The following is a 25,807-nucleotide window of genomic DNA, read 5'->3' as shown; positions in this document are numbered from 1 at the left end:
TCTTATGAAACGTATACTAAAACATACCAAAATTTTGATACTTGTAGCTATTAGTGTTTTGTCTTTATTATCATTTAAAGCCCACAAATCGTTACAGAATCCCTTAGAAAAAATCTATACCCAAACGGATAGACCATTTTATTTTCCTAGTGAAACCATCTGGTTTAAATCTTATGTGGTTGGGGCAGACAATACCATTTCTACATTAAGTGACATAATGCATGCCGAATTAATCTCGCCAAAAGGTGCCGTTGTAAAATCCCTAACACTCAGTATAAAACAAGGGTATGCTTATGGCGATTTTATAATTGACAAAAATTGGGTTGGTGGTATTTACACGCTAAAATGCTATACCAATTGGCAGAATAATTTTGGTGATGAAGCATTCTTCACTAAAAAAATTACAGTTCAAAAAGTGGTAAAACCAAATCTACTTTTAAACTTAAAATTTGAAAAAGAAGGTTACGGAAAATCATCTAAAGTCATTTCTAATTTTGAAGCGAAAGATTTAAAAAACAATCCACTTTCTAATACCAAAATCGAATTTACAGTAAGTGTAAAAGGCAACATTATTTTAACCGAATCTGCAATCACAAATGAGGAAGGAAAATTTAAACCCACTTTTAATCTTCCAGATACTTTAGAATCTTCTGATGTTGTTTTAAACGTTTTGGTTGATTATAAAGGCACAACAGAATCTATTTCTAGAGCGGTTCCTGTGGTTTTAAATACTATTGATTTACAATTTTTACCAGAGAGCGGAAAAATAGTCGCTGGCACTTTAAACAAAGTAGCACTAAAAGCTATTAACGAATTCGGAAAACCTGTAGACGTAAAAGGTGATATTTTAGATGAGAATAATGCTGTGGTTTCAACGTTTGAAAGTTTTCACGATGGCATGGGAAGCTTCAATCTTAATGCACTAAATAACAAAACATATTACGCAAAACTAACAGAACCATTTGTGTCAGATGAATTAATTCCACTTCCAAAAGTTTATGAAAATGGTGTTCGTTTTTCAGTGGTGAGTGATAGTTTAAAAACATATATCAATCTGTTTTCAACCTATTCAACAGATTTGTTTCTAGAAGTTTCAAACGCAAGTGGCTTACTTCTTAAAAAACCGATTTCTAACCAAAAAAATATGGTTTTAGATACTAAAGATTTTCCAATCGGAATTTCAAAATTCAGCATAAAAAATGCTTACGACAGTACTTTTGCAGAACGTTTGGTATTTCTAAATCCTCACAAACAACTCAATATAGATTTGAGTTTAGAAAAGGAAGACTTCAATACCAGAGAAAAAGTAAAACTGGTGGTTAAGACTTGTGATAATAACAATAATCCAATTCCTGCCAACTTATCTATTGCTATTGCAGATAACAAATTACTGTCTTTTGCAGACGATAAACAAGACCATATTTTATCGTATTTATTACTCTCATCAGAACTCAAAGGAAAGATTCATAAACCCGATTTTTACCTAAACCCTAAAGAACCAAAATCTAAGGAAGCTTTAGATTATTTAATGCTAGCACAAGGTTGGAGAACCTATATTGATAAGCCAACGGTTACCAAGGAGAATGCGCAATTTATTCCAGAACAAAGTGCCATCCAATCTGGTGTGGTTTTAGATAAAAAAGGAAAGCCAACACAAGCACACCTTTTACTATTTGATAGTTTTGGTACCAAGGTTTTAGTTTTTGATACGGCTGAAGATGGTTCGTTTTTATTCAAATATGATAAAAACATTCATCTTACATTAATGGCTTATAAAGATAATGGTGAAAACTTAACCATTGAAAAAACTGAATTTAAAAAGGGAAATTATAACAATCAGACTCAAAACAACGCTGTAGAAAATAAGGATGGCTTTAAGGAATTTTCAAAAAACGAAAGACTTTTAAAACAACCTATTAAAGAAAAAGCAGTCGTGGCAATCAATTTGGAAGAAGATAGTAGTAACCTAGATGAAGTCGTTGTTGTTGGTTATCGCACTATGAAAAAACAATCACTTACAGGTTCTGTTGTTCAGGTTAGAGCAGAAGATATTTCTACTAATGAGAACTCAATTTTAAATGTTTTAGAAGGACGCGTTGCAGGTGTAAATATTGTTAATGCAAATGGACAACCAGGAAGCCCAACAACCATTAGAATAAGAGGATTTGGTTCGGTATCTGGAAACGTTGAGCCTTTAATTGTGGTAGATGGTGTGCCTTACGAACAATCTGCTTTAAGTGATGTGGATCCACAACAAGTCTCTAGTGTTACTGTTTTAAAAGATGCGGCTGCACAATCCATTTATGGCAGTCGTGGTGCAAATGGTGTGATACTTATTAACACAAAAAGTGGACGAGATTTTAGAAGTTATGGTAACAAAAAGAAACTGAATAATGCTAAATTCAACAACTACGCTATCCATCAATTTTATAACAATAGTCCTGTTTATACCAATACGCCAAATACGTTTTATATGCCAAAATATGAAGGTGAGAGTCTACCTGAAGAACGTACCGATTTTAGACAAACCATATATTGGAATCCTGTTGTACAAACCAATAGTGAAGGTATTGCAGAACTTGAGTTTTATAATTCGGATGCTATAACTTCTTTTAAAATTATGGCTGAAGGGATTGGATTTAATGGACTTATTGGCAAAAAAGATCAGTTATATGCCACTAAAAAATTGTTGAATGTAGATTTTAAAGCACCCAATTATATGGTGCTAAACGATACCATTTCGCTACCAGTAACAATTTCAAATGATACTGATAAATCAATTCAAACAAATCTAAAAATTCAGCTTCCAAAACACTTAAAATTAGCAGAATCTTTTGATGAGAATATTAAAGTTGAAAGTAAAAGTGCCATCACCAAAAACATAAAAGTAACACCAATAGAAAAAGGCGAAGAGGTAGAAATTACAATACGTGCAACATCTGAAAACTATAAGGATATTGTGAAAAAACAAGCCACAATTTTAAGTCCTTACTTCCCAACGGAATTATCTATTTCTGGTTCAAAATCTGAAAGTTTTGAGTTTGACATTAACCATGCTGTAAAGAATTCTATTTCAACAGAGTTTAATATTTATACGGATGTTGTTGGTGATGTTATGAATGGTATAGAATCTTTAATTCGCCAACCTTATGGCTGTTTTGAGCAAACTTCATCATCAACTTATCCAAATATTATGGTTTTAAAATATTTGAAAGAAGCCGGAAAAAGTAATCCTGAGATTGAAGCTAAAGCCTTAGATTTTATTAAAAAAGGATACAAAAGACTAATCAGTTTTGAAACCTCTCAAGGTGGATTTGAATGGTTTGGACACACACCTCCTCACGAAACTTTAACCGCTTATGGTATTTTAGAATTTACTGAAATGAAAGAATTGTATGAAGGCGTAGATGATAAAATGATTGAGAGAACGGTCGATTGGTTACTAAGCAGAAAAGACGGAAAAGGTGGCTTTAAAAAGAGTAAAAAAGGTTACGATAGTTTTGCGAGTTCGCCATCAGATGTTGCAAATGCTTATATTGTTTATGCATTAAGTGAAGCTAAAATTGATGCCGATATTTCACTGGAATATAACACAGCTTACAACGATGCCATTCAAAGTAACGACACCTATAAAATGGCATTGCTAACTATGACCAGTTTTAACCTAAATCAGATAGAAAAGGCCAAAGTTCTTATTGAAAAAATTAAGAGTAATATCGCTGAATATGGATTAAAAAAACTTCCTGTAGAAAATACGATTACACGTTCTTATGGAGAATCAAAAAACATAGAAACCACAGCATTGACTTTATTAGCTTTAATGGATGAAACCACTCCAAATGAAACTTTAATTGCGGAAGGCATCGATTATTTGGTAAAACAAAGAAAACACAACAGATTTGGTTCTACCCAAGCCACTGCAATGGCTTTAAAAGCACTTATTAATTACACAAAAAAGCAGAAACAAAAAATGATAAGTGAGAATGATAACATCACGTTAATTGTGAATGGGAAATCATTAACTAGAAAATTAGAAATCACTAATGATGGTAAAATTGCGATTCGTGATTTTGAATCTTACTTAACAAGTGGAAAACAAAACGTAACGGTTAAATTCAATAACCCAAAAGCAGAATTCCCATATTCTTTAAATGTAAAATGGGATAGTACTTTACCTAATAGTTCTGAGATTTGTCCTTTAGAATTAGAAACAACTATTTTAGATAAAGCTTATGCTGTTGGTGATAATGTAAGTTTTAATATCGCTGTTACCAATACAAAAAAAGAACCACTTGCCATGTCGACAGCGATTATAGGTCTACCATCAGGCACCACAGCACAACCATGGCAACTTAAAAAGACTCTAGAAGAAAATAAAGTAGCCTATTATGAAATTTTCGATAACTATTTAGTCTTTTATTGGCGAGAATTTAGAGCTTCAGAAACCAAAGAGATTAGACTCGACTTAAAAGCAGATATCGCTGGAAATTACCAAGCACCTGCAAGTACTGTTTATCTTTATTATGGTGATGAAGACAAAACTTGGATTTCTGGGACTGTGCTTGAGATTGCTGAATAAATGGTTTTGTCATTCCTGCGAATTCAGGAATCTATATTGTTAGACTTTTAGAGCGCTCCGCTTTTAGATAAATTAGATTGAAACCTTGCCAGAAATGGTGAGGTTTTTTTTAGATTAAAATTTTAATTATTTCAATATGCTTTTTATCTTCTTCTGAAGAATAGGCACTACTAATTCCTCAAACCAAGGATTCTTACTCCTCCAAAATCGATTGGTTGGTGATGGATGCGGAATCGGAAAATACTTTGGTAAATATTCCTTGTAATCTCCAACCGTTTCTGTTAATGTGCGTTTCGCTTTATCTTTTAAATAGTATTTCTGAGCGTAAGCGCCAATTAAAATTACCAACTCCACATTTGGCATTTTATCAAATAATGCATCATGCCATTGTGGTGCACATTCTGGTCTGGGAGGTAAATCGCCTGTTTGTCCTTTTCCTGGATAACAAAATCCCATAGGTATAATGGCAAAATTTTCGGTATTGTAAAACTGCTCATCTGTGACATTAAGCCATTGTCTTAATTTCTTTCCGCTTTGGTCGTCCCAAGGAATACCAGAATCGTGGACTTTTGTTCCTGGTGCCTGACCAATAATTACAATTTTAGAATTAATATGCGCTTTAGCAACTGGTCTTGGACCTAACGGAAGGTGAGCTTTGCAAGTAGTACATTGGCTTATATTGCGAAGTAATTCTTCCATATTAATTTGGTTCTCGATACGTCAAGCAAAAAAGCTTGACACTCGAACTGACGTTACAGTAAATAAATTCAGAACACTACAAGTTACTTCTTTTTTAACGGAAAGGCTTTAAAGTCTAATCCTTCAAAACCAGTATACATAAAGTTTCTTATGTTTTGGTGACCAATGCCTTTTGGGTTAATTAAAACATCCTCGAAATAATGTTCACCAAAACATGCTAAAGTTTCCTCTTTTGTTAGTTTTTGTTCTATAGCAAAGGCAAACAATTTACAAGATCCTGAATTTTGTCCTTCTGCATTTTCTAGAGTTCCATTTGTAAAAGCCGTTGGCGTAAACTTGTAATAGCTCTCGATTATGGCCATCGTTTCAGAAAATTTAATCGCTTCTGGATTCGACTTCAATTTATTTTTAAATTCGATTTTAGTCATCTTATTTACTTTTTCCGCCAACAATAATAACAATTTCGCCTTTTGGTGGTTTGTTGGTATAATGTTCTAAAACTTCTTTTGCTGTTCCTCTTATGGTTTCTTCGTAGAGTTTAGTGATTTCACGCGAAACTGAAACTGGTCTGTCTTCTCCAAAATATTCGCAGAAATGACCAAGTGTTTTTACTAATTTGTGTGGACTTTCATAAAAAATCATGGTTCTAGTTTCTTCTGACAGCAATAAAAATCGAGTTTGACGCCCTTTTTTAACAGGAAGAAATCCTTCAAAAACAAACTTATCATTTGGCAAACCACTATTTACCAAAGCTGGTACAAAGGCTGTTGCTCCTGGTAAACAATCGACTTCAATATTGTTTTCTACACATGCTCTTACCAATAAAAATCCTGGGTCTGAAATGGCTGGTGTACCAGCATCACTGATTACGGCAATTGTTAATCCGGCTTTTAGTTTTTCAATTAAATGATTCACCGTTTTATGCTCGTTATGCATATGATGGCTTTGCATTTGCGTAGTGATTTCAAAATGCTTTAAAAGTTTTCCAGAAGTTCTAGTGTCTTCAGCCAAAATTAAATCAGCTTCCTTTAGCACTTCGACTCCTCTAAAAGTCATGTCTTTTAAGTTTCCTATTGGTGTTGGAACCAGGTAAAGTTTACTCATTGTATGCAGTTTCTTTTCAAATTTACAATGTTTCTAAATATATCAACGCAACCATTTGGGATATTTAGCATCTTTATAATAAGTTAGAGAATTAAGTAGGAAAATTATTAACTTACTTGTTCTATACTTGAGATTATTGCATTAATCAAAACTATTATTTTATGATTGGAAAACCATTCTGCTTATTGGTTTTATTTCTTTTAGGATTACAATTACATAGTCAAACTACAGATTTGTCTATTGCTATTGAAGCCCAAGATTTAACTGGTACTGCAATTTCTCAAGTTGATATTTATGAAGATTTTCAATATGTAGTTACCGTTTTAAATTCTGGAAACGCTGTTGATAATGCTAGCATTTCAGTAAATTTTGATGCAGATATTACCATCCTTTCCTATAATTCGCAAAATAGTAATGCAGGTGCATCTGACTTCTCAAATATAGACGTTATAAGTAATGTTTTAACCGCTTCTATTGCTTCCATGCCTAATAACTCTAGCGTAGAGTTGTTAGTTTTAGTTACAGCACCAACAAATTTAGGAGGTATTACCGCAAACGGAACAGTAAATCCACCAACAAATACACAAGATACAAATACTAGTAATAATCAAGCCATTATATCTATTGATGTGTTAGATGTTGTTGTCGATTTCTCAATAACGCACACTCAAATTAATCCTGTAGAAGGCACTGCAATTAGTGCTTGGGGAGATTTGGTAACGTATCAATTTACCATCACAAATAATAGTGTTATTGATTTTCCGGTTTCATCTATAAAAGGCAAATTAAGTTTAAGTTCTCCTAATGCAAACGGTCAACCTTTTGCTGAATTTATTTCGATTGAATGTATTGAAACAACCAATGGAACTGTATGCCCAGATTTAACTGATTTTAATGGTATCTCGGACACTATCACCTCTACCAGTTCTATGTTTATTAGTGATGACGATAATGTAATTACTTCTGGAGGAAGTATTACTTTTCAATTGGTTTATAGATACACTAACTTTTCTTGCTCAACAAATCCATTACCAATTGATGTAAATAGCATTATTAATATAGAATTGAATACAGCAAATATTACTTCAATAAACTCTAATAGTGTAACCACAAATTTGTTATTGGCAGAAGTTTGCGAACAAACTGATATATGTATTGAAACTGTACAAACTAACCCAGATACTACGGTAGATTTAGAATATAACCAAGACATTACTTTTGAAACTACGGTTTGCAATAGTGGTTCTGTAGAAACTCCTATGCGCTTCTTTTTTCAAAACCTCTCAACAACTGTAAATTGGGAGATTATATCTATAAATTGCTTAAACACTACTGGCCCAGTAAATTGTAATGACTTCACTTTATCTGATAATGGTCAACTTTGGACAAGTAACGATTTTGTCTTACAACCAAACACAACAATTACCATAGAAACCATAGTTCAATTTTCTGAACCTTGTGGAGATTCACCAATTATGGTAAATGTAAGAAGCGCTACCAATATTTTAAATACCCAATTATTAGATAGCAACATTGATAATAATTACTTTTCTAATTTTGTTGAACTCCCAATACCAACTGTTCCTTGTGGAGGAGAAGAATCTCATGATTTAATAGTCACTAAGACGCAAGTATACCCTGAATTACCTGCCGGAAGCTCAAGCGCAAATACGGCTGCTTGGGGATTAATTACCTATGAAATTACCGTTAGTAATATTAGTGAAGAAGATAGTATTATTGAGTTACAAGATTATATGCCAATTCTCACTAATGACGACCCACAACTTTTAGCAACTTTAACCAACTTAGAATGTGTTGAAACAACCGGAACAGCATCTTGTTTTACTATAAATAATTCAAACATTGGTGTGACTCTAGATGGCATTACAGAAGATGGTTATTTTGACACTTTTTGGGAAATTACAGCAGAAGATAATTGGGTATTGCCTGCTAACAGTTCCGTAACTTTTAGTGTCACTATAGATTGGTTGCCAGAATGTTCTTTTAACGCAATAATTGGTACCAACATTGTTAAAGTTGATTATGTTAGTGATTTAGTGGATAGTAATCCTGGAAACAATTCTGCTTCCGTTAACACTTATTTTGCACCTTGTTTAGATTTAATAGTACAAACCTATCCTGAATTTACCCAAGTAGATATCAACCAAACATTTAATTGGATTGTTGATATTAGTAACAGTACCACAAGTTCTGATGCTGTAGATGTTCTTTTTGAAGACACTGTAAATCCTGTTTTTACAATCCTTGGAGACCCAACATGTACAGTCACATCTGGCAACGCAACTTGTATGACTAGTTTTAGTACGGTTGGCAATTTTATAACAGGAACAATACCAACCATGGAAGCTGGCTCTACAGTTAGAATTAGTATCCCGGTTTCTGCTCCAAGTTTTGGAGGTGCTTATAATAATATTGCTGAAGCCATACCAGATGCTACAAACAACCAAGAGCTAACGCCAGAGTCTAATATTTCTATTAACAGTGTACAAGTTATTGCACCAGTTTTACAAAAAACATTTACACCAGATACTATTATCGAAGGTGGACAAAGTGAATTAACTTTTACAGTTTATAATGTGGCTTCAAACCCTACCCAAAGCAACATTTCATTTACAGATAATTTACCAACTGGCATTATACTTTCTAGCATACCAAGTTGGGTGGAATCTAATGGTTGTGCAGCTACTTTTGCAGGAAACGTAGGAGACGATTTTGTTGGTGTTGAAGATTTAGTTTTTCCTGATGGTGTTGAAAGTTGCACGTTTTCTGTAATGGTAACTTCTAACACTATTGGAGGTTATCTTAATAATTTTGAAAACTTTACAAACAATAACAATATAAATACATCTCAAGCTAGCGCTACACTTAATGTTACAGTGGATACTTCTGATATTGATATTGAAATCTTAAAAACCGTTGAACCAACAGAAGCTTTTTATGGTCAAAATGTAGATTTTACAATTACGGCAACCAACTTAGGTACCACAACTGCCACTTTAATAGAAGTTATTGATGCCTTACCACAAGGTTTTGAGTTTATATCTGCTACTACAAGCTATGGTAATTTTAATGATGCTGCGCTTATTTGGACAATCCCAGATCTAGATGCTAATACATCTGCAACTTTAATCTTAACGGCAAGAGTAATTTCTTCAACCGATTTAACCAATGTTGCATTTCTAAATAGTACTAATGAGCCAGATAGAGATTTAAATAATAACGAGGATGACGCTACTGTAGACATCAATAATTGTTTAACCATTCCACAAGGGATTTCACCAAATAATGATAACTCAAACGATTACTTTGTAATTCCTTGTATTGAAGATTATTCTAATAATACGCTTAAGATTTATAACCGTTATGGTACACAAATTTATGAAGCCAATAATTATACAAATACATGGAATGGTAAAGCAAACATGGGACTTTTAAAAAGCTCAGATTTATTACCTGTTGGTACGTATTTCTATATACTAGAAATCAATGGTTTTAATGATGCTTTTGTGGGTTATGTTTATTTAAATTATTAACTAAAACGTCCTTCAACCAATTCCATAAAACGCAATTCGTAGTCTTCTTTACCAACCCAATTATTATAATCTGGTTTTACCATTTCTATAATAAGTTGTTTAGTTTCCTCTAAAGAATTCATGGTGTTTATTTGAGAGATTACACGATCATAATCTTCATTTTTCCCTTCAAATAAATGCTTAATAAAAGCCAATTTATCATTGAGTCCAATATTTAAGCGTTTTCCTTTTAGCTTATCGTTTAACGATTTTTTTGCGGATTCGGCTTCTCGTTTTTTAGCCTCTTCAATAGGTTCAAATTCTGGCATCGCTTCAAAACCAGAGGTTATAGTTTCAAACTCAATAGTTTTTGCTGGTACTTCTTCTTGCGCTAAAGCTTTTTCTAATATTGGATCTTTTGGTTCTGTTTCTTTAGGCATATGCTCAAACATATCCTTAATTTTAGTCATTACAGGTTCTACAATACCATCATCTTCAACCTCATCTACATTAATATAAGTTCGGTCTTCAACTTCTACATTATCACTAACTTTATTGTTAAACGCAGCATCTAACATGCCAAAAAACGAAGAGTCGTGACCTATAGTTGGCATTGTTTCTTCAAAATTTTCTTGAGCGAATTTCAAAACCGTCAACTTTTCATAAAGTTTAGAAACTTCAGCGTGTAATTGATCTACATCTTCTTTACCTTTCAGCTTTAGAATCCTATGTGCTATGCTAACTAATTCTGATTCTAATTTCTTTTTCATCTTTTCGTAAGTTTTACTTTTGATTTTTAATAAATTTGCGAGACCTTTATAAAAACGAAGATACACTTCGGTTTAGTGCTAAAATTACAAAATGTTTCTCGAAAATACAGTAAATCAGAAAGAACAATTTGGCTGGATTGAAGTCATATGTGGATCGATGTTCTCAGGTAAGACCGAAGAACTAATTCGACGACTAAAACGTGCGCAATTTGCAAAACAAAAGGTTGAAATTTTTAAACCTGCAGTAGACACACGTTATGATGAAGAAATGGTAGTTTCTCATGATGCTAATGAAATTCGCTCTACACCTGTACCAGCAGCTGCTAATATTCCTATTTTAGCAGATGGTTGTGATGTAGTTGGTATTGATGAAGCTCAATTTTTTGATGATGAAATTGTTAGAATTTGTAATGATTTAGCCAATAAAGGCATACGAGTTATTGTCGCTGGTTTAGACATGGATTTTAAAGGCAATCCGTTTGGACCAATGCCAAATTTAATGGCAACTGCAGAGTATGTAACCAAAGTGCATGCAGTTTGTACAAAAACAGGGAATTTAGCGCAATACAGTTATAGAAAAGCCTTAAGTGACGATTTAGTTTTACTTGGTGAGGTTGATGAATACGAGCCCTTAAGTCGAGCCGCTTACTATAAAAGTATGCAACGCGATAAAGTAAGACAAATGAAAGTGAAAGATGCTGAAGAAATAGATTCTAAAGACCAAAAACGAGATGTCTAAAGCTCAAGAAACTGTTCTCGAAATTGATTTAAGTGCGCTTACCCATAATTTCAATTACTTAAAATCTAAATTACAACCACAAACCAAATTTTTAGCTGTGGTTAAAGCTTTTGCTTACGGAAGTGATGCTGTAGAAATTGCCAAACATCTTCAAAAACTAAAAGTCGATTATTTTGCCGTGGCCTATGTAAAAGAAGGTGTTGCTTTAAGAGATGCTGGTATTACAACACCAATTTTAGTACTTCATCCTCAATCAATAAATTTTAAAACACTTATTGATTATTGCTTAGAACCAAGTCTTTATAGTAAGCATGTGTTAGACGAATTTATAAAAATTACACAGGAGCTGTCTCAAAAAAATTATCCGGTTCATATAAAATTTAATACAGGCTTAAATAGACTTGGATTTGAAGAAAATGAAATTGATACTATAGTTTCTAAACTTAAAAATTCAACATCAATAAAAGTAAAATCTTTGTTCTCTCATTTAGCGGCTAGCGAAGATTTAAATGAAATTGATTTTACTAATATTCAAATTGAAAAATTTAAAACTATAGCAAAAATATTCGCAAAAATATCTGGCTATAACCCATGGTTACACCTATGTAATACCTCTGGTATTATCAATTATCCTAAAGCACATTTTGATATGGTTAGAGCCGGAATTGGTCTTTATGGTTTTGGAAATTCTGTAGAAGAAGATAAAAACCTAAAGCCCATTGCGAGTTTAAAATCTGTTATTTCTCAAATACATAGTATAGAAAAAGATGAAACTGTAGGATATAATAGAGCATATGCTTCAAAAGGAAAAGAACGTACAGCAACCATACCCATTGGTCATGCAGATGGTATTAACCGAATTTACGGTAACGGCAACGGTTATGTGGTAATCAACGGTACAAAAGCACCAATAATTGGAAATGTCTGTATGGATATGATTATGGTAAACATTTCTAATGTTAATTGTAAAGAAGGAGATGAAGTAATTATTTTCAATTCTAAATACAAGGCAAGCAACTTGTCTGAAAAGGCTAAAACTATCTCATACGAGATTATTACCGCTGTTTCTCAACGTGTTAAACGTATTTTTTTGCCATAATTTAATTTTTTTTTAACATAATGTGACTTTTTGAACTAACTTTGCGTCTAACTAACACATTAACTAACTATTAAAAACATTAAATTATGTTAAAAGAATTTAAAGAATTTATCACTGGCGGAAACGTTATTGAGTTTGCAGTAGCTGTAATTATGGCAGGTGCCATAGGAGGCGTTGTAAAAGGATTTGTAGACAATATTGTAATGCCAGTTGTAGGTTACTTTACTGGTGGATCTGATTTCTCTGATAAAAAAGTTATCTTATCAGAAGCCGTTGTTGATGCAGCAGGTGCAGTAACAACTCCAGAAAACGCAATTATGTGGGGAAGCTGGGTTAACGCAATCATCAATTTATTAATTGTTGGTCTTGTTATGTTCATTATTGTAAAAGCTTACAATAAAACTAAAGCTCCAGCTGAAGAACCAGCTCCAGCAGGACCATCTGAACTTGATATCTTAACCGAAATCAGAGATGCATTAAAAAAATAAAACACGTATAGCGTCATCGCTACACTCTTATTTTTAATTAAACCCAGATAATTATTGTCTGGGTTTTTTTATGCAAAATGTTAAATAATTAACATTTTGTTTTTTATTGTTATAAGCCATGGTTAAATTAAAAAAAAGAGGTTTTTTATGTAGCTTTGCTTACAATTTATTTAAAAAAATGAAAAAATGAAAGTAGCTATAGTAGGTGCAACAGGTTTAGTAGGAAATGTAATGCTCAACGTATTAGAAGAGCGTAATTTCCCAGTAGATGAATTATTATTAGTCGCTTCTGAGCGTTCTGTAGGTAAAAAAATAAAATTCAAAGGCAAAGACATTTCAGTTATTAGTATTCCTTCTGCTATTGAAGCCAAACCAGATATTGCTCTTTTTTCTGCAGGTGGTGGCACTTCTTTAGAATGGGCTCCAAAATTTGCTGAAGTTGGCACAACCGTAATTGATAATTCTTCGGCTTGGAGAATGGATAATACTAAAAAATTAGTGGTTCCAGAGATTAATGCTAATGAGTTAACTAAAACAGATAAGATTATTGCTAACCCAAACTGTTCTACCATTCAAATGGTAATGGCATTAGCACCACTTCATAAAAAATATAAAATTAAACGAATCATAGTTTCTACATATCAATCCGTTTCTGGTACTGGCGTAAAAGCTGTTGAACAGATGGAAAATGAAATTGCAGGTAAAGAAGGTGATATGGCTTACCCTTACCCAATTCATAAAAATGCAATTCCACATTGTGATGTTTTTGAAGACAACGGTTATACCAAAGAAGAAATGAAATTGGTAAATGAGACTCAAAAAATATTAGGTGATCGCACCATAGCTGTAACTGCAACTGCAGTAAGAATTCCTACAGCAGGTGGACACAGTGAAGCTATTAATGTAGAATTTGAAAACGAATATGATGTTGCTGAAGTAAGAGAATTACTTAACACTACTGATGGTATTATTGTTCAAGATAATTTACAAACCAACACTTATCCTATGCCAATGTTTGCGCATGGTAAAGACGATGTTTTTGTTGGTCGTATAAGACGAGATGGTTCTCAACCAAATACTTTAAATATGTGGGTTGTAAGTGATAATCTTAGAAAAGGTGCAGCAACAAACACTGTTCAAATTGCAGAATATCTTGTGAAAAATGAATTAGTGTAAAGTAATTTACATCTATAAAATCTTAATAAATACGCTTTTTCAATTATCTTATTAATTGAATTAGCGTATTTTTTTTGCCTTTTAACTTATGTCAAAATATGAAAGTCTTATCTTTGGGAGAAATCTTCTTTAATCTCAATTATTCTAATTATGAAAAAATTACTTCTCCTAACTCTAGTACTGAGTATTTTTGTATCATGTAAAAACGAAACTGAAACTTTGAAAACAATTTCTGTAGACTATCCAAAAACAAATAAAATTGAAGTTATTGACACTATATTTGGTGAAGCTGTATCTGATCCTTACCGTTGGTTAGAAGATGACAGAAGTCCAGAAACTGAAGCTTGGGTTAAAGCTGAAAACGAAGCAACTTACGGTTATTTAGATAACATTCCTTATCGAAAAGAATTAAAAGAACGACTTACAAAACTTTGGAATTACGAAAAAATAGGTTCACCATTTAAAGAAGGCGATTACACTTACTTTTATAAAAATGATGGCTTACAAAATCAATATGTCATTTACAGATATAAAACTGGAGATGACCCAAGTACGGCTGAAGTATTCTTAGACCCAAATACATTTAAAGAAGATGGTACAATTTCTTTAGGAGGTACAAGTTTTTCTAAAGATGGTAAAACGCTAGCCTATTCTATTTCTGAAGGCGGAAGCGATTGGAGAAAGATTTTAATAATGAATACCGAAACTAAAGAAATTGTAGAAGATACTTTAGTTGATATTAAATTTAGTGGCATGTCTTGGTATAAAAACGAAGGCTTTTATTATTCTAGCTACGACAAACCAAAAGGTAGTGAGCTATCTGCCAAAACAGACCAACATAAAGTTTACTATCATAAGTTAGGAACAAAACAATCTGAAGATGAGTTAATATTTGGAGGTACTCCAGAACAAAAACACAGATATATTGGTGGAGGCGTAACCGAAGATGATAAATACTTAATTATTTCGGCTAGTGTTTCTACCTCTGGTAACAAACTTTTTATTAAAGACTTAACTAAACCCAATAGTAAGTTGATTACTATTTTAAATCATACAGATAGTGACACAGGCATTTTAGAAAATGTAGGTACTAAACTTTATTTATCTACAAACTTAAACGCTCCAAACAAAAGAGTTGTAACAGTTGATGCTTCAAATCCAACTCCAGAAAATTGGGTAGATTTTATACCTGAAACTAAAAATGTATTAAGTCCATCAACTGCAGGAGGCTACTTTTTTGCTAATTACATGGTTGATGCAGTTTCAAAAATATTACAATATGATTACGATGGTAAATTAGTTAGAGAAGTTGAACTACCTGGTGTAGGAAGTGCAGGCGGTTTTGGAGCAAAGAAAGAAGAAAAAGAGTTATACTACTCATTCACAAATTATGTAACTCCAGGAAGTATTTATAAATATGATATAGAAAACGGAACTTCAGAATTATACAGAAAACCAAACATTGATTTTAATCCTGAAGATTACGAAAGCAAACAAGTGTTTTACAAATCTAAGGATGGTACTAAAGTGCCAATGATTATAACACACAAAAAAGGATTAGAGCTAAACGGTAAAAACCCAACCATTCTATATGGTTATGGTGGATTCAATATTAGTTTAACACCAAGTTTTAGTATTGCAAATGCGGTTTGGATGGAACAAGGCGGAATTTACGCTGTACCCAACCTAAGAGGTGGTGGAGAATACGGAAAAGCATGGCATAATGCAGGTACAAAACTGCAAAAGCAAAATGTATTTGACGATTTCATTGCAGCAGCAGAATACCTTATTTCAGAGAACTATACGTCTTCAGATTATTTAGCAGTTAGAGGTGGTTCTAATGGTGGATTATTAGTTGGTGCAACAATGACACAACGTCCAGATTTAATGAAAGTAGCATTACCAGCTGTTGGTGTTTTAGATATGTTACGTTACCATACATTTACTGCAGGTGCTGGTTGGGCTTACGACTACGGAACAGCAGAAGATAGTAAAGAAATGTTTAACTATCTTAAAGGCTACTCGCCTGTTCATAATGTAAAAGAAGGTGTAGAATATCCTGCAACTTTGGTGACTACAGGTGATCATGATGATAGAGTTGTACCAGCTCACAGTTTTAAATTTGCTGCCGAATTACAAAGTAAACAAACGGGTAACAACCCAACACTTATTAGAATAGAAACAGACGCTGGTCATGGCGCTGGTACACCTGTGAGTAAAACTATAGAACAATATGCAGACATCTATGGGTTTACACTTTATAATATGGGATTTAAGGTTTTACCTTCTAAAACAACAGAAAAAGTAAAAGGATAGTTAAACTATTTATGAAAGAATCATTTTTGAGGTAGGTTTTTTTAGTATTCAACTGTCTTATTAATGTTGTATAACTATTCTGCATGAAAAAAAACTACCTTTATTACTTAGTTTCAATTCTGCTTCTGTTTTCTTGTGGCAAAGATGATGGACTTACACCTCTTTTTCCAGATACCAATCTAAATTTAGAGGAAATGCCATATCAAACGCTTTCAGAATATCAATTATTTGAAAACGAATTAAAAAATCTCGAACCCACGTTTGGTGTAATACCTTATACTTTAAATTCAACATTATTTAGTGATTACGCTAAGAAAAAACGATTTGTTTGGATGCCTAATAATACTAAGGCATCATATGTAAGTGCTAACGAAAATTTAGATTTTCCAGTGGGAGCAATTTTAATAAAAAGCTTTTACTATGATAATGTTTTACCTAACAACGATTCTAAAAACTTAGAAACAAGACTATTGATTAGAAAACAAGAGGGTTGGGTTTTTGCTAATTATATATGGAATAATGAACAAACCGAAGCTACTTTAAACATGGATGGAAGTTACGTGGATGTAGAATGGCTACAATCTAACGAAATAAAATCTGTTCAATATAGAATACCTTCAGCAGCAGAATGCCATACGTGTCATAAAGTAATGGAAATACCCAAACCTATTGGTCCCAAACCTAGAAACTTAAATTTAAGTTACAATTATAATGATGGAACATCCAATCAGTTAGACAAATTAATAAATGTTGGCTATTTAGAAAATATGCTTCCTAATACCATAGCTCAACTCCCAGATTATAATGATACAAATGAAACTTTAGAGCGTAGAGTAAGAGCTTATGTAGATATTAACTGTGCACATTGCCACTCTGAAGAAACACATTGTGCATATAGGCCATTGCGCTTAGATTTTACAGACACAGAAAATCTCACTAACTTAGGTGTTTGTGTAGATGCAGATACAGATCTTGGCTTTGGTCTTGGTCATATTATAGAACCTGGTGATGCAAGAAATTCCGTATTACATTACAGGTTGAGTTCTACAGAACCTTCGGACAGAATGCCTTTAATGGCAAGAACAATTGTACATGTAGAAGGTGTTCAATTAATTGAAGAATGGATTAATTCTCTAAATACGGATTGTAACTAAACCAACCAATATGAAAAAACCACTACTATTTACAATTCTATTAAACTTTATTTTTGCGTATAGTTTTGCGCAACAATTAAATCAACCAGCTAATTGGCCAAATAACCAATGGACGCTTTCTGGATCTTATGATGTAACATATCTCTATGAAGACCCAACAACAACTAGTAGTTCATTTTCTTTTGATGATAATCTTGCTGGTGGTACTTCTGCTAATAATGTCGCTGCTGAATCGCCTGTTATTGATTTAAGTGCTGCTTTTAGTACTGGTGAAACTGAATTAACCGTAAGTTTTCAATATGGTTTTAATATATATCAAAATGAATCACTACAGCTTCAATTTTGGAATAACGCTACAACTGAATGGGAAAATTGGGGAAACACACTTACTGATAATTCAAACTCAACTGTAAGTTTTTGTAACAACACACCAACAAGTTTTATTAGTGATGGTTTAGATATTTCTACTTTTTCTAACGCACAACAAACAGGTTTTAAATATCGTATTCTATATAACGATAATAACTCCTTTGGTTGGGGCTTTTGTGTTAATTCTGTAGCTATTATATCTTCAATGCCTCCTGCTTGTCCAGATGTGGAATCTGTTTCAATTAACAACATCACAGCTACAACCGCAAGTGTTAATTGGATTGCTGGAGGGACTGAAACATCTTGGGAAGTTGCAATAGGTCTAACTACAGATATAATGCCAACAACTGGAATTTTTACCGCAAATAGTGTTTATGTATTAACAGGTTTAACACAAGAAACAGACTATAGAGTTTGCGTAAGAGCAAATTGTGCTGCTGGTGGCTTTAGTTCATGGCAATGCCAAACATTTACAACAGGTATAGATTTATCTAGTTATCCAGTATCTTTTACAACAAACCCAATAGCAACTACAGGAACATATGATATCGCATTGGTTGATTTAAATGGTGATTTTTTAGACGATGTGGTTTCTGTAAGTTCAGATAATATCAATGTACATTATCAGTTAGCTACAGGTGGTTTTAATGAAACAAATGTTTCTACTCCATCAGCCGATTATTCACCTAATTGGAGTTTAGCAGCAGGTGATTTTGACCGCAACGGTTATAATGATCTTGTTTACGGAGGAGGCTCTGGTGTTACATTTATGAAGGCTAATAATTCTGGTACTGGTTACACCGAAATATCGGGTTCTAATTATGTTTTTTCGCAACGGTCTAATTTTGTAGACATAAATAACGATGGGCATTTAGATGCCTTTGTATGTCATGATGTTGATGCCAATGTATACTATATCAATGATGGTTCTGGTAATTTAACTTTTTATCAAGGAGAAAGTCCAGGAGTTGTTCCAAATGGATTAGGTTTAACGCCTGGTGGAGGAAATTATGGAACTGTATGGATAGATTTTGATAACGATAGAGACATGGATATGTTTATTGCTAAATGTAGAGGTGGCTCATCAACCATTAGCACCAACGAATTATGGAGAAATGATGGCAATGGAGTATTCACAAATGTTGCAGATAGCAATGGTTGGTACAATACAAATTATCCTGGCGTGGGACACAACAATTCTTCTAATTTAGGAGACAATATACAAACCTGGTCTTCTGCCTGGGCGGATTTTGATAATGATGGAGATATGGATGTTTATGTTGGCGCAAGTACTACATCAAATGGTCCTTCTAAATTAATGCAAAATAATGGCGATGGTACTTTTACTGATGTAACTTTTGGATCAGGAGTTGATTTGGCTGCATTAGGAATAGAAAATGCGCCTGCTGATTTTGATAATGATGGTTATATAGATATCTTATCTAATGGTGATATTTTGTTCAATAATGGTGATTTTACCTTCACTAATTTTTCTACAAATATGCCACCAAGTGGAGCAATAGGTGATACTAACAACGATGGGTTTTTAGATATTTTTAGAAATAGAAACATTTACCTCAACAATGCAAATACTAATCATTGGATTAAAATAAATACCATTGGCACAAGCAGCAATATAAATGGCATTGGCGCTAGAATAGAAATTGAAACATCTACAGGGACACAAATAAGAGATGTAAGAAGCGGTGAAGGTTTTGAATTTATGAGTTCGCTAACCACTCATTTTGGTCTTGGAGCAGAAACTTCAATTACCAGCTTAACTATTTATTGGCCATCTGGTGTTGTAGATTATATAGAAAACCCAGCAATAGATACAACACATAATATTACTGAAGGTTCTGCACTTAGTGCTATAGATTATACATTAATTGATCTTACAATTTATCCTAATCCTGTGGAAAATGAACTTTTTATTAATACTTCGTCTCAAGTGATTAATAAAATAGCAACAGTTTTTGATATTAATGGAAAACGTGTTCTTAATTTAAAACTAAAATCTAATCGTATTGATGTTTCTAATTTAACCAGTGGAGTCTATTTTTTAAGGCTAGAATCTCAAGGAAAAACTATGAAACGAAAGTTTATAAAAAAATAATAATAAACCTTATACAATTAAAAGCTGTTTGAGAAATCGAGCGGCTTTTTTTGTCCCAATTATTTTTTGAAACATCTATCTTTGCAACATGCTTCAAGTAAAAAATGTCACTTTTGGGTATTCTAAAACTAAGGTTTTAAAGGCTATAAACTTTAATGTTGAAACTGGAGAAAATCTTGCCATTATTGGAGAAAGTGGCTCAGGCAAAAGCACACTTTTAAAATTAATCTATGGTGAATACGATTTAAAACAAGGCCATATTTTTTGGAAAAACCAAGAAATTCTTGGACCAAAATACAATTTAGTGATTGGTTACGATTTTATGAAATATGTAACCCAAGAGTTTGACCTTATGCCTTTCATTTCAGTTGAAGAAAATATTGGTAAATATTTATCTCGTTTTTATCCTGAAGAAAAACAAAAACGTACTGAAGAATTAATTAAAGTTGTAGAATTAGAAGCCTTTGCTAAAACCAAAGTAAAACTATTAAGTGGCGGACAAAAACAGCGCGTAGCCATCGCGAGAGCCTTAGCAAAACAACCCGAAATTTTATTACTAGATGAGCCCTTTAGCCATATTGATAATTTTAAAAAACAATCGTTACGTCGTAGTGTTTTTAAATATTTAAAAGACAATAATATTACCTGTGTTGTTGCCACACACGATAAAAATGATGTCCTCGGTTTTGCAGACCAATTACTCGTTATTCACGATTCTAAAATAATAGAAAAAGACACACCACAACAAATTTACAACAACCCAAAAACACCTCTAATAGCTTCATTTTTTGGAGAATTTAATGTTATTGAACCTTATGGCATTGTATATGCTAATCGAGTTAAAATTGTAAAACAATCCGATTTAAAAGCTATTGTAAAACATTCTTATTTTAATGGTAATAATTGGCTCATTGAAGCAGATTACAACTCCGATTCTATTTTTATTGAGCATAATTCAGCATTATTAAAAGGATTAGAAATCTACCTCAAAATTTCTTTATAGTTCTTTACATGATTGTTTTCTTCTTATTCAACATTTAAAACTCGAAACAGATTCCCTCTAAAAACAACCTCATCATCAACACCCTTAGATAACAATAATTGTGCAATTGGTGTTGCTGCTGAAATTGCATAATAAGTGGTGTTATCAATTACCAATTCACCAGCACTTACAGCAATAAAATAATTTGATTGTGTTGTTTTTATCACTGAACCTAATGCTGCTTTTTGGTGTTTAGCTTCAACATTTATTTTTTGAAGAATTTGTTTTTGCTTTTCAATTTCGGCTAATTGATGTCCTGCTTTTTCACGTTCTAATTGCAACATTGCACGCCCCGTTTCGTGTTTATCGCCAGCACTACTCTTAGTTTCAGAAGTTAAAGACTCTTGAATTTCTGCAATAGTTTTTGTGATGGCTTGTAAACGAGCATCTATAAAAAATTGACATTGATCGTATAATTCTTGTTTTATGTTACTTGTCATTGTGATGAATATATAACCGATATAGTTCTGTCTAATATTTCTATTAAATATTCTCGTTAACTAAATCCTCTTCCGCCTTCTGCTTTTCTAATCCAAAGAAAATTTGAGAGATAATGTTTACATCTTCACTTTTTCCTATAAGACAGCCTTCTATTTTAATTTGATTTGTCCCTTTTAATTGATTAGCTCTTAAATTAAGGGTCTCTAACAATCCAAACACTTCATTAGCTCTTGGAATTGAAATATCTTTCTGTAAGCGATTAAAATTAACATCTAAATTAAAAAAACTAGAACTGTTTATTTCTTCAGTATTCATGTCTTCTTTTGCAGTACTTAATGATAAGTTATTACCATTTTCATTTGTATAAAATGTATAATAAGGAATACTTAATAAGACATCGTTTTTTATAGCACCTTGGTTTTGTAAGTACATATTTAAACTTTCATTCTTATTAACTCCCAAATTGATAGAAATTTTAGGCACCTCTTTTTCTTGCAGTTTTTTAACAGCTACTTTTTCAAAATTATCATTGTATTCATAACCTACTATGGTGTCTGATTGCATTGTTGTTCCTTTTATACCAATACTTAAAAATCCATTAGTTTTATTTATTAACTGAGTTGCTTCAATATTGTTTTTACTAAAGAATGATAGATTCTCTAAACGTTGAGTAAATGCTGTTTTATGTTCTATACTATTGAAATTGCCATCAAAATAAAATTGAAATGACGCTTCTGGCAAACCATTATAAGTTGTACTCATTTTATAAGCATCTGCCTTTTGTGTAAATATATTACCGTCTATTATAGCTTCTTTATCTTTAAAATTTAGTCTTATTATACTCTCATTTTTAAGATAGACAATATGATCATTAGAAGTACTTAGTTGCTTTATAATCTTATGGTTCTTGTCTGAAATAAGCTGATTTTTTAATAACACATCTTCAAAAACAACTTTTAGTTTCTCTAAAGATGCATCTAAGGTTAAGGCTAATGCTATTTTTTCTGAATTCCACGCTAATATTAGTTGAGATTTTTCTAAAACAAGGTTTTTATAGCCAATCTCATTATTTGTAATTAAGCTCGATTTCTTTTGAGCATATTTCTTTATATACTTTTCAAAAGCTTCTGAATCATTAATTTTAAAGGTAGTAAAAAGTGTGTTATCAATATTTTTTATGGAATAAAAAGCCATTGTATACGGCTTAAAATCAACACCAATATCATCGTCTTCTTTTGAGTCGTCCTTTTTACTGTCTTTGTATAATTTTGAGTTTTTCCAGTAATAACTTGGAGACGATAAGACATCTAAAAGTAACGTTTTTTTAATATCATGAACACCAACTTTTATGACACTTTCTGCATCTTTATGGATAACATTAAGCAAAACAGATGTTTTCTTAAAATGGGTATAACCAAAATACCCTATCAATACTAATACAAGTATTGATAGGGCTATTTTTATAGATTTTTTCAAAAGATTTTAGTTTTAAAAATTAATCCATTAGAGCATTTATCATATTTAAAAAGTAAGCTAAACTGTTATTATGCCCTTTCTCTGGTACATTTAATATCATTTCACCTTCCATCGCATTATTTTTTATTTTTCCGGTTTTAAAAATAACATCCTCTGTATTTTGAGAAATAAAATCTATTTTTTCTTTTACAGCATTAGGCATCATTTCTCTAGGGAATGTTGATGCAATTTCATGTCCGTTTACATAAATGGCACTCGAGTTCTTTTTAATTAAACTTTTATGTTTACCGCTAACTTTACTATTAAATTTTCCGGTTTTGATGGCAACCAGGTCTTCAAAAGAACTTCCGATAAGAATAGCATTATCTTTATAAGCAACGTTTATTGTTAATGGTAAATCGCTTGTAGTTAATTGGTATATGCCATTAGTACTTAAAGTGACTTCTCCTCTGCTTTCTTTTACAGCGATATTCATTAACTTATGAAATAAATCGCCTTCAGAAGATGTAAGCATCATTAAAAAACCTGGTAAGGTTTCTTTTTTTGTTTTTGTTACTTCTTCTCTTTCATAATTTTCATCGTACTCATAGGTTGTATAAGTTAATTCTCTTTCTTTCATTTCTGTAAGAACAAAAAGCATATCACCTCTTAATAGTTGTGCAGCGCCTTCTTCATCTATTAGTAATGATAAAATTTTCATGCCAATAGGCACAAATGCAGCAACTTCATCGTCATTATAACCTTCAAACATTTTACTCATCATTTCTGGATAGGCTTCTAAAACACCCTTTGTGCTTATGTTTACCGCAAAATACCCTAGCATTTTATCTTCATTAAAATATTTAAAAAAGTTAGAATTCATTTTGCCATTATACATAGCCTCAGTGTATTTAGCCATGTCATTATTCATGGTATAACGTGTTTTTAAAGATGCCTGAGATTTTTCAAAATTAAGTTTAGACGTTAAGGACATATCACTGTAAAAGCTTTGAAAGCTATCATATAAACCTAAATAATTTGGACCCATACCGTATGATAAATTTTGTAACATATCTGAATAAATTGAACTAAAATCTCCAATCCAAGCTACAGCTTCATCTTTACCATTGCCAATTGCTTTTACATATTTTGTGTTCTTTAGTATAGAACCATTTGTATGATTACCTTTTATTGTTGATTTTGCATAGGTAACTAAAGCTTTATCTGCTAATAATTTTTTGGCTTCTCTATCTTTTCTTAAGTTCTCATAATAATCATTATTATAAGTAGGCTCAGAAGGTTCTATAACTGTTTCTTCTACTTCTATTTCAGATTCAGTTGACTCAACTTCTACTTCTTCTTCCTCTAAAACAACTTCTTCGGCAACTTCTTCTACACTATAATCATTATAACTATAATAATCGTTGTTGTATGTTTCTTGAGATACTACCATTAGCAACATATTATTATTCCACATCGTTATCATGCTATCATATGTGTCTACAAAATACGAAAGGTCTCCATCTGTTATTATTTTCTTCTTTTGCCTTTCTGGCATTAATTTCTCAAAACCAGTTTTATCCTTAAAAGGCACTAAAACATGATGCTTTAGACTTAATGAATCTGACGTCATAAAATAATAAAAATCACGGTTTAGATCAATTCCTAATTCATTTAAATTAGAAACTCTACCGTCAGTTTCATTTCGCATTTCTTTTAGAAATAGTTTACCAATTTTTGAGTTTTCAAACTCTGAAACAGAAACTAAGTCGGTAACATTTTTACCTTTAATTGAAACTACAGCCTTAGCATCTTTTGGTATTTTAGACACCAAATCTTGTGCGTTTATTGTTAATGCAATGCAAAATAGGTAAGTAAGTAGTAATATTTTTTTCATGTTGAAGTTGGATTGGTAGTTATATTATTTTGATAATTGAATAGTATTTGTGATATTTTTTTCTCCTAAAATTAACGACATTACATCTACTTTTAGAAAGACCGCTTTTTTATTAGGAGATACTTTAGCATTAGTATTAGTTACATTTTCTACATCATTTTCAAATCTATATATACTTGTGTAATTAGCGTCTTCAAAAACCTTACGATCTTCACTATTTAATTTGTAAAAATTTCTTCTGATACTCTCATCATAAGAAAACGAGCGTTTAAAACTATTTGTACTGTAAGAGAAATTAGTAGTATTAAATTTTGTTTTACTCTTTTTATTGTGCTTACTAATTAAATCTTTAAAAACGGCATCTAAGTTTGCAGTTGAACTAAAATCACAAGATATAGTAAAGATGTAATTATCGAAATCTGAAGTTGTATTAATATTAGTGATACCTTCTATTGTTTTTAAATGGTTTTTTGCTTCTTTTAATGCTAAACCTAGATCTTCTTTTGAAGGCACTTTATAGCCATTAACACTATCTAAAAGCATAATTGATGCAATTTTAGATTTGCTTTTACTTAAATTAAATGTCACCAACATTTCTCCACTTCCATCTGCATTTAAGTTAATTTCTTCGAGAATTTCAAAACAACTTGAAAATAAAGTTAAACTAAGTATAAGTATAAAAAAGTTGAAAAATCTTTTCATGGTAAGGTATTGATATATTTGGGCTAATATTGAATTAAACAATATAATTGATTTCAAAAATAGTAATAATTATAAGCGATTTAATATTAAACTCTATTATAATCACTTATAAGTCTAATAAACTATTA

General features: G+C 32.1%; 18 protein-coding genes. 10 read left to right on the top strand and 8 right to left on the bottom strand.

The window, feature by feature from the left end; genetic code table 11:
- The first annotated feature begins 4 nt into the window (after window positions 1-4).
- Window positions 5-4,579, top strand: coding sequence for a TonB-dependent receptor plug domain-containing protein (locus tag HNV10_RS03410; protein WP_173299911.1), 4,575 nt, complete (start codon window positions 5-7; stop codon window positions 4,577-4,579).
- Between the two features lie 126 nt (window positions 4,580-4,705).
- Here HNV10_RS03410 and HNV10_RS03405 read toward each other — a convergent pair whose 3' ends face one another.
- The 3 genes from HNV10_RS03405 to rsmI form a co-directional block, all read right to left on the bottom strand.
- Window positions 4,706-5,278 carry a uracil-DNA glycosylase family protein gene (locus HNV10_RS03405; RefSeq protein WP_173299910.1) on the bottom strand — a complete coding sequence of 191 codons (573 nt, stop codon included), beginning with the start codon at window positions 5,276-5,278 and terminating at the stop codon, window positions 4,706-4,708.
- 83 nt (window positions 5,279-5,361) lie between these two features.
- Window positions 5,362-5,706 (bottom strand): HopJ type III effector protein, encoded by a 345-nt coding sequence (locus tag HNV10_RS03400; protein ID WP_173299909.1) that lies wholly within the window; start codon window positions 5,704-5,706, stop codon window positions 5,362-5,364.
- Window position 5,707: 1 nt separating this feature from the next.
- Window positions 5,708-6,382: a 16S rRNA (cytidine(1402)-2'-O)-methyltransferase gene (gene rsmI / locus HNV10_RS03395; protein WP_173299908.1), complete on the bottom strand. Its 675-nt coding sequence runs from the start codon at window positions 6,380-6,382 to the stop codon at window positions 5,708-5,710.
- A 161-nt stretch (window positions 6,383-6,543) separates the two neighbouring features.
- Between rsmI and HNV10_RS03390 the strand changes: the two genes are divergently transcribed.
- Window positions 6,544-9,936, top strand: coding sequence for a DUF7933 domain-containing protein (locus HNV10_RS03390; RefSeq protein WP_173299907.1), 3,393 nt, complete (start codon window positions 6,544-6,546; stop codon window positions 9,934-9,936).
- Here HNV10_RS03390 and HNV10_RS03385 read toward each other — a convergent pair.
- Window positions 9,933-10,685 (bottom strand): hypothetical protein, encoded by a 753-nt coding sequence (locus tag HNV10_RS03385; RefSeq protein WP_173299906.1) that lies wholly within the window; start codon window positions 10,683-10,685, stop codon window positions 9,933-9,935. The two genes, HNV10_RS03390 and HNV10_RS03385, sit on opposite strands and share 4 nt — an antisense overlap.
- Before the next feature lie 91 nt (window positions 10,686-10,776).
- Between HNV10_RS03385 and HNV10_RS03380 the strand changes: the two genes are divergently transcribed.
- The 8 genes from HNV10_RS03380 (at window position 10,777) to HNV10_RS03345 (ending at window position 21,145) form a co-directional block, all read left to right on the top strand.
- Entirely contained in the window at window positions 10,777-11,424 is a 648-nt protein-coding gene (locus tag HNV10_RS03380) for a thymidine kinase (protein WP_173299905.1), read from the top strand.
- Complete coding sequence (alr, locus tag HNV10_RS03375; protein WP_173299904.1) at window positions 11,417-12,523, top strand: alanine racemase; 1,107 nt, start codon at window positions 11,417-11,419, stop codon at window positions 12,521-12,523. The genes HNV10_RS03380 and alr overlap by 8 nt, the downstream gene beginning before the upstream one ends.
- A gap of 86 nt (window positions 12,524-12,609) precedes the next feature.
- Entirely contained in the window at window positions 12,610-13,011 is a 402-nt protein-coding gene (mscL, locus tag HNV10_RS03370; RefSeq protein WP_173299903.1) for a large conductance mechanosensitive channel protein MscL, read from the top strand.
- Between the two features lie 186 nt (window positions 13,012-13,197).
- On the top strand, window positions 13,198-14,187 hold the full coding sequence (locus HNV10_RS03365) for an aspartate-semialdehyde dehydrogenase (protein WP_173299902.1): 990 nt from the start codon (window positions 13,198-13,200) through the stop codon (window positions 14,185-14,187).
- Between the two features lie 150 nt (window positions 14,188-14,337).
- Entirely contained in the window at window positions 14,338-16,503 is a 2,166-nt protein-coding gene (locus tag HNV10_RS03360; RefSeq protein WP_173299901.1) for a prolyl oligopeptidase family serine peptidase, read from the top strand.
- Between the two features lie 83 nt (window positions 16,504-16,586).
- A complete protein-coding gene (locus HNV10_RS03355; protein WP_173299900.1) occupies window positions 16,587-17,657 on the top strand; it encodes an SO2930 family diheme c-type cytochrome in 1,071 nt (356 codons plus the stop codon).
- Between the two features lie 10 nt (window positions 17,658-17,667).
- Window positions 17,668-20,142, top strand: a complete 2,475-nt coding sequence (locus HNV10_RS03350; RefSeq protein ID WP_173299899.1) for an FG-GAP-like repeat-containing protein — start codon at window positions 17,668-17,670, stop codon at window positions 20,140-20,142.
- 88 nt (window positions 20,143-20,230) lie between these two features.
- Complete coding sequence (locus HNV10_RS03345; protein WP_173299898.1) at window positions 20,231-21,145, top strand: ABC transporter ATP-binding protein; 915 nt, start codon at window positions 20,231-20,233, stop codon at window positions 21,143-21,145.
- Between the two features lie 23 nt (window positions 21,146-21,168).
- On the opposite strand, the gene HNV10_RS03340 is transcribed toward HNV10_RS03345, so the two are convergent.
- The 4 genes from HNV10_RS03340 to HNV10_RS03325 are packed head-to-tail and all read right to left on the bottom strand — an operon-like array spanning window position 21,169 to window position 25,679.
- Entirely contained in the window at window positions 21,169-21,624 is a 456-nt protein-coding gene (locus HNV10_RS03340) for a 3-oxoacyl-ACP synthase (protein WP_173299897.1), read from the bottom strand.
- 43 nt (window positions 21,625-21,667) lie between these two features.
- Complete coding sequence (locus HNV10_RS03335) at window positions 21,668-23,101, bottom strand: hypothetical protein (RefSeq protein ID WP_173299896.1); 1,434 nt, start codon at window positions 23,099-23,101, stop codon at window positions 21,668-21,670.
- A gap of 19 nt (window positions 23,102-23,120) precedes the next feature.
- A complete protein-coding gene (locus HNV10_RS03330; RefSeq protein ID WP_173299895.1) occupies window positions 23,121-24,977 on the bottom strand; it encodes a hypothetical protein in 1,857 nt (618 codons plus the stop codon).
- A 24-nt stretch (window positions 24,978-25,001) separates the two neighbouring features.
- On the bottom strand, window positions 25,002-25,679 hold the full coding sequence (locus HNV10_RS03325) for a hypothetical protein (protein ID WP_173299894.1): 678 nt from the start codon (window positions 25,677-25,679) through the stop codon (window positions 25,002-25,004).
- Between the last annotated feature and the right edge of the window lie 128 nt (window positions 25,680-25,807).

It is taken from the genome of Winogradskyella litoriviva (genome assembly GCF_013249065.1).
GTDB lineage: Bacteria > Bacteroidota > Bacteroidia > Flavobacteriales > Flavobacteriaceae > Winogradskyella > Winogradskyella litoriviva.
Note: the sequence above shows the minus strand (reverse complement) of the source record. Positions and strands in the feature narration are given on the sequence as shown.

Bases quoted from the DNA above. Each gene is read 5' to 3' on its own strand.
- alr (WP_173299904.1), top strand. From the start codon at position 11,417: ATGTCTAAAGCTCAAGAAACTGTTCTCGAAATTGATTTAAGTGCGCTT.
- HNV10_RS03400 (WP_173299909.1), bottom strand. From the start codon at position 5,706: ATGACTAAAATCGAATTTAAAAATAAATTGAAGTCGAATCCAGAAGCG.
- HNV10_RS03325 (WP_173299894.1), bottom strand. From the start codon at position 25,679: ATGAAAAGATTTTTCAACTTTTTTATACTTATACTTAGTTTAACTTTA.
- HNV10_RS03330 (WP_173299895.1), bottom strand. From the start codon at position 24,977: ATGAAAAAAATATTACTACTTACTTACCTATTTTGCATTGCATTAACA.
- mscL (WP_173299903.1), top strand. From the start codon at position 12,610: ATGTTAAAAGAATTTAAAGAATTTATCACTGGCGGAAACGTTATTGAG.
- HNV10_RS03385 (WP_173299906.1), bottom strand. From the start codon at position 10,685: ATGAAAAAGAAATTAGAATCAGAATTAGTTAGCATAGCACATAGGATT.
- HNV10_RS03365 (WP_173299902.1), top strand. From the start codon at position 13,198: ATGAAAGTAGCTATAGTAGGTGCAACAGGTTTAGTAGGAAATGTAATG.
- HNV10_RS03410 (WP_173299911.1), top strand. From the start codon at position 5: ATGAAACGTATACTAAAACATACCAAAATTTTGATACTTGTAGCTATT.
- HNV10_RS03340 (WP_173299897.1), bottom strand. From the start codon at position 21,624: ATGACAAGTAACATAAAACAAGAATTATACGATCAATGTCAATTTTTT.
- HNV10_RS03380 (WP_173299905.1), top strand. From the start codon at position 10,777: ATGTTTCTCGAAAATACAGTAAATCAGAAAGAACAATTTGGCTGGATT.
- HNV10_RS03405 (WP_173299910.1), bottom strand. From the start codon at position 5,278: ATGGAAGAATTACTTCGCAATATAAGCCAATGTACTACTTGCAAAGCT.
- HNV10_RS03360 (WP_173299901.1), top strand. From the start codon at position 14,338: ATGAAAAAATTACTTCTCCTAACTCTAGTACTGAGTATTTTTGTATCA.
- HNV10_RS03390 (WP_173299907.1), top strand. From the start codon at position 6,544: ATGATTGGAAAACCATTCTGCTTATTGGTTTTATTTCTTTTAGGATTA.
- rsmI (WP_173299908.1), bottom strand. From the start codon at position 6,382: ATGAGTAAACTTTACCTGGTTCCAACACCAATAGGAAACTTAAAAGAC.
- HNV10_RS03345 (WP_173299898.1), top strand. From the start codon at position 20,231: ATGCTTCAAGTAAAAAATGTCACTTTTGGGTATTCTAAAACTAAGGTT.
- HNV10_RS03350 (WP_173299899.1), top strand. From the start codon at position 17,668: ATGAAAAAACCACTACTATTTACAATTCTATTAAACTTTATTTTTGCG.
- HNV10_RS03355 (WP_173299900.1), top strand. From the start codon at position 16,587: ATGAAAAAAAACTACCTTTATTACTTAGTTTCAATTCTGCTTCTGTTT.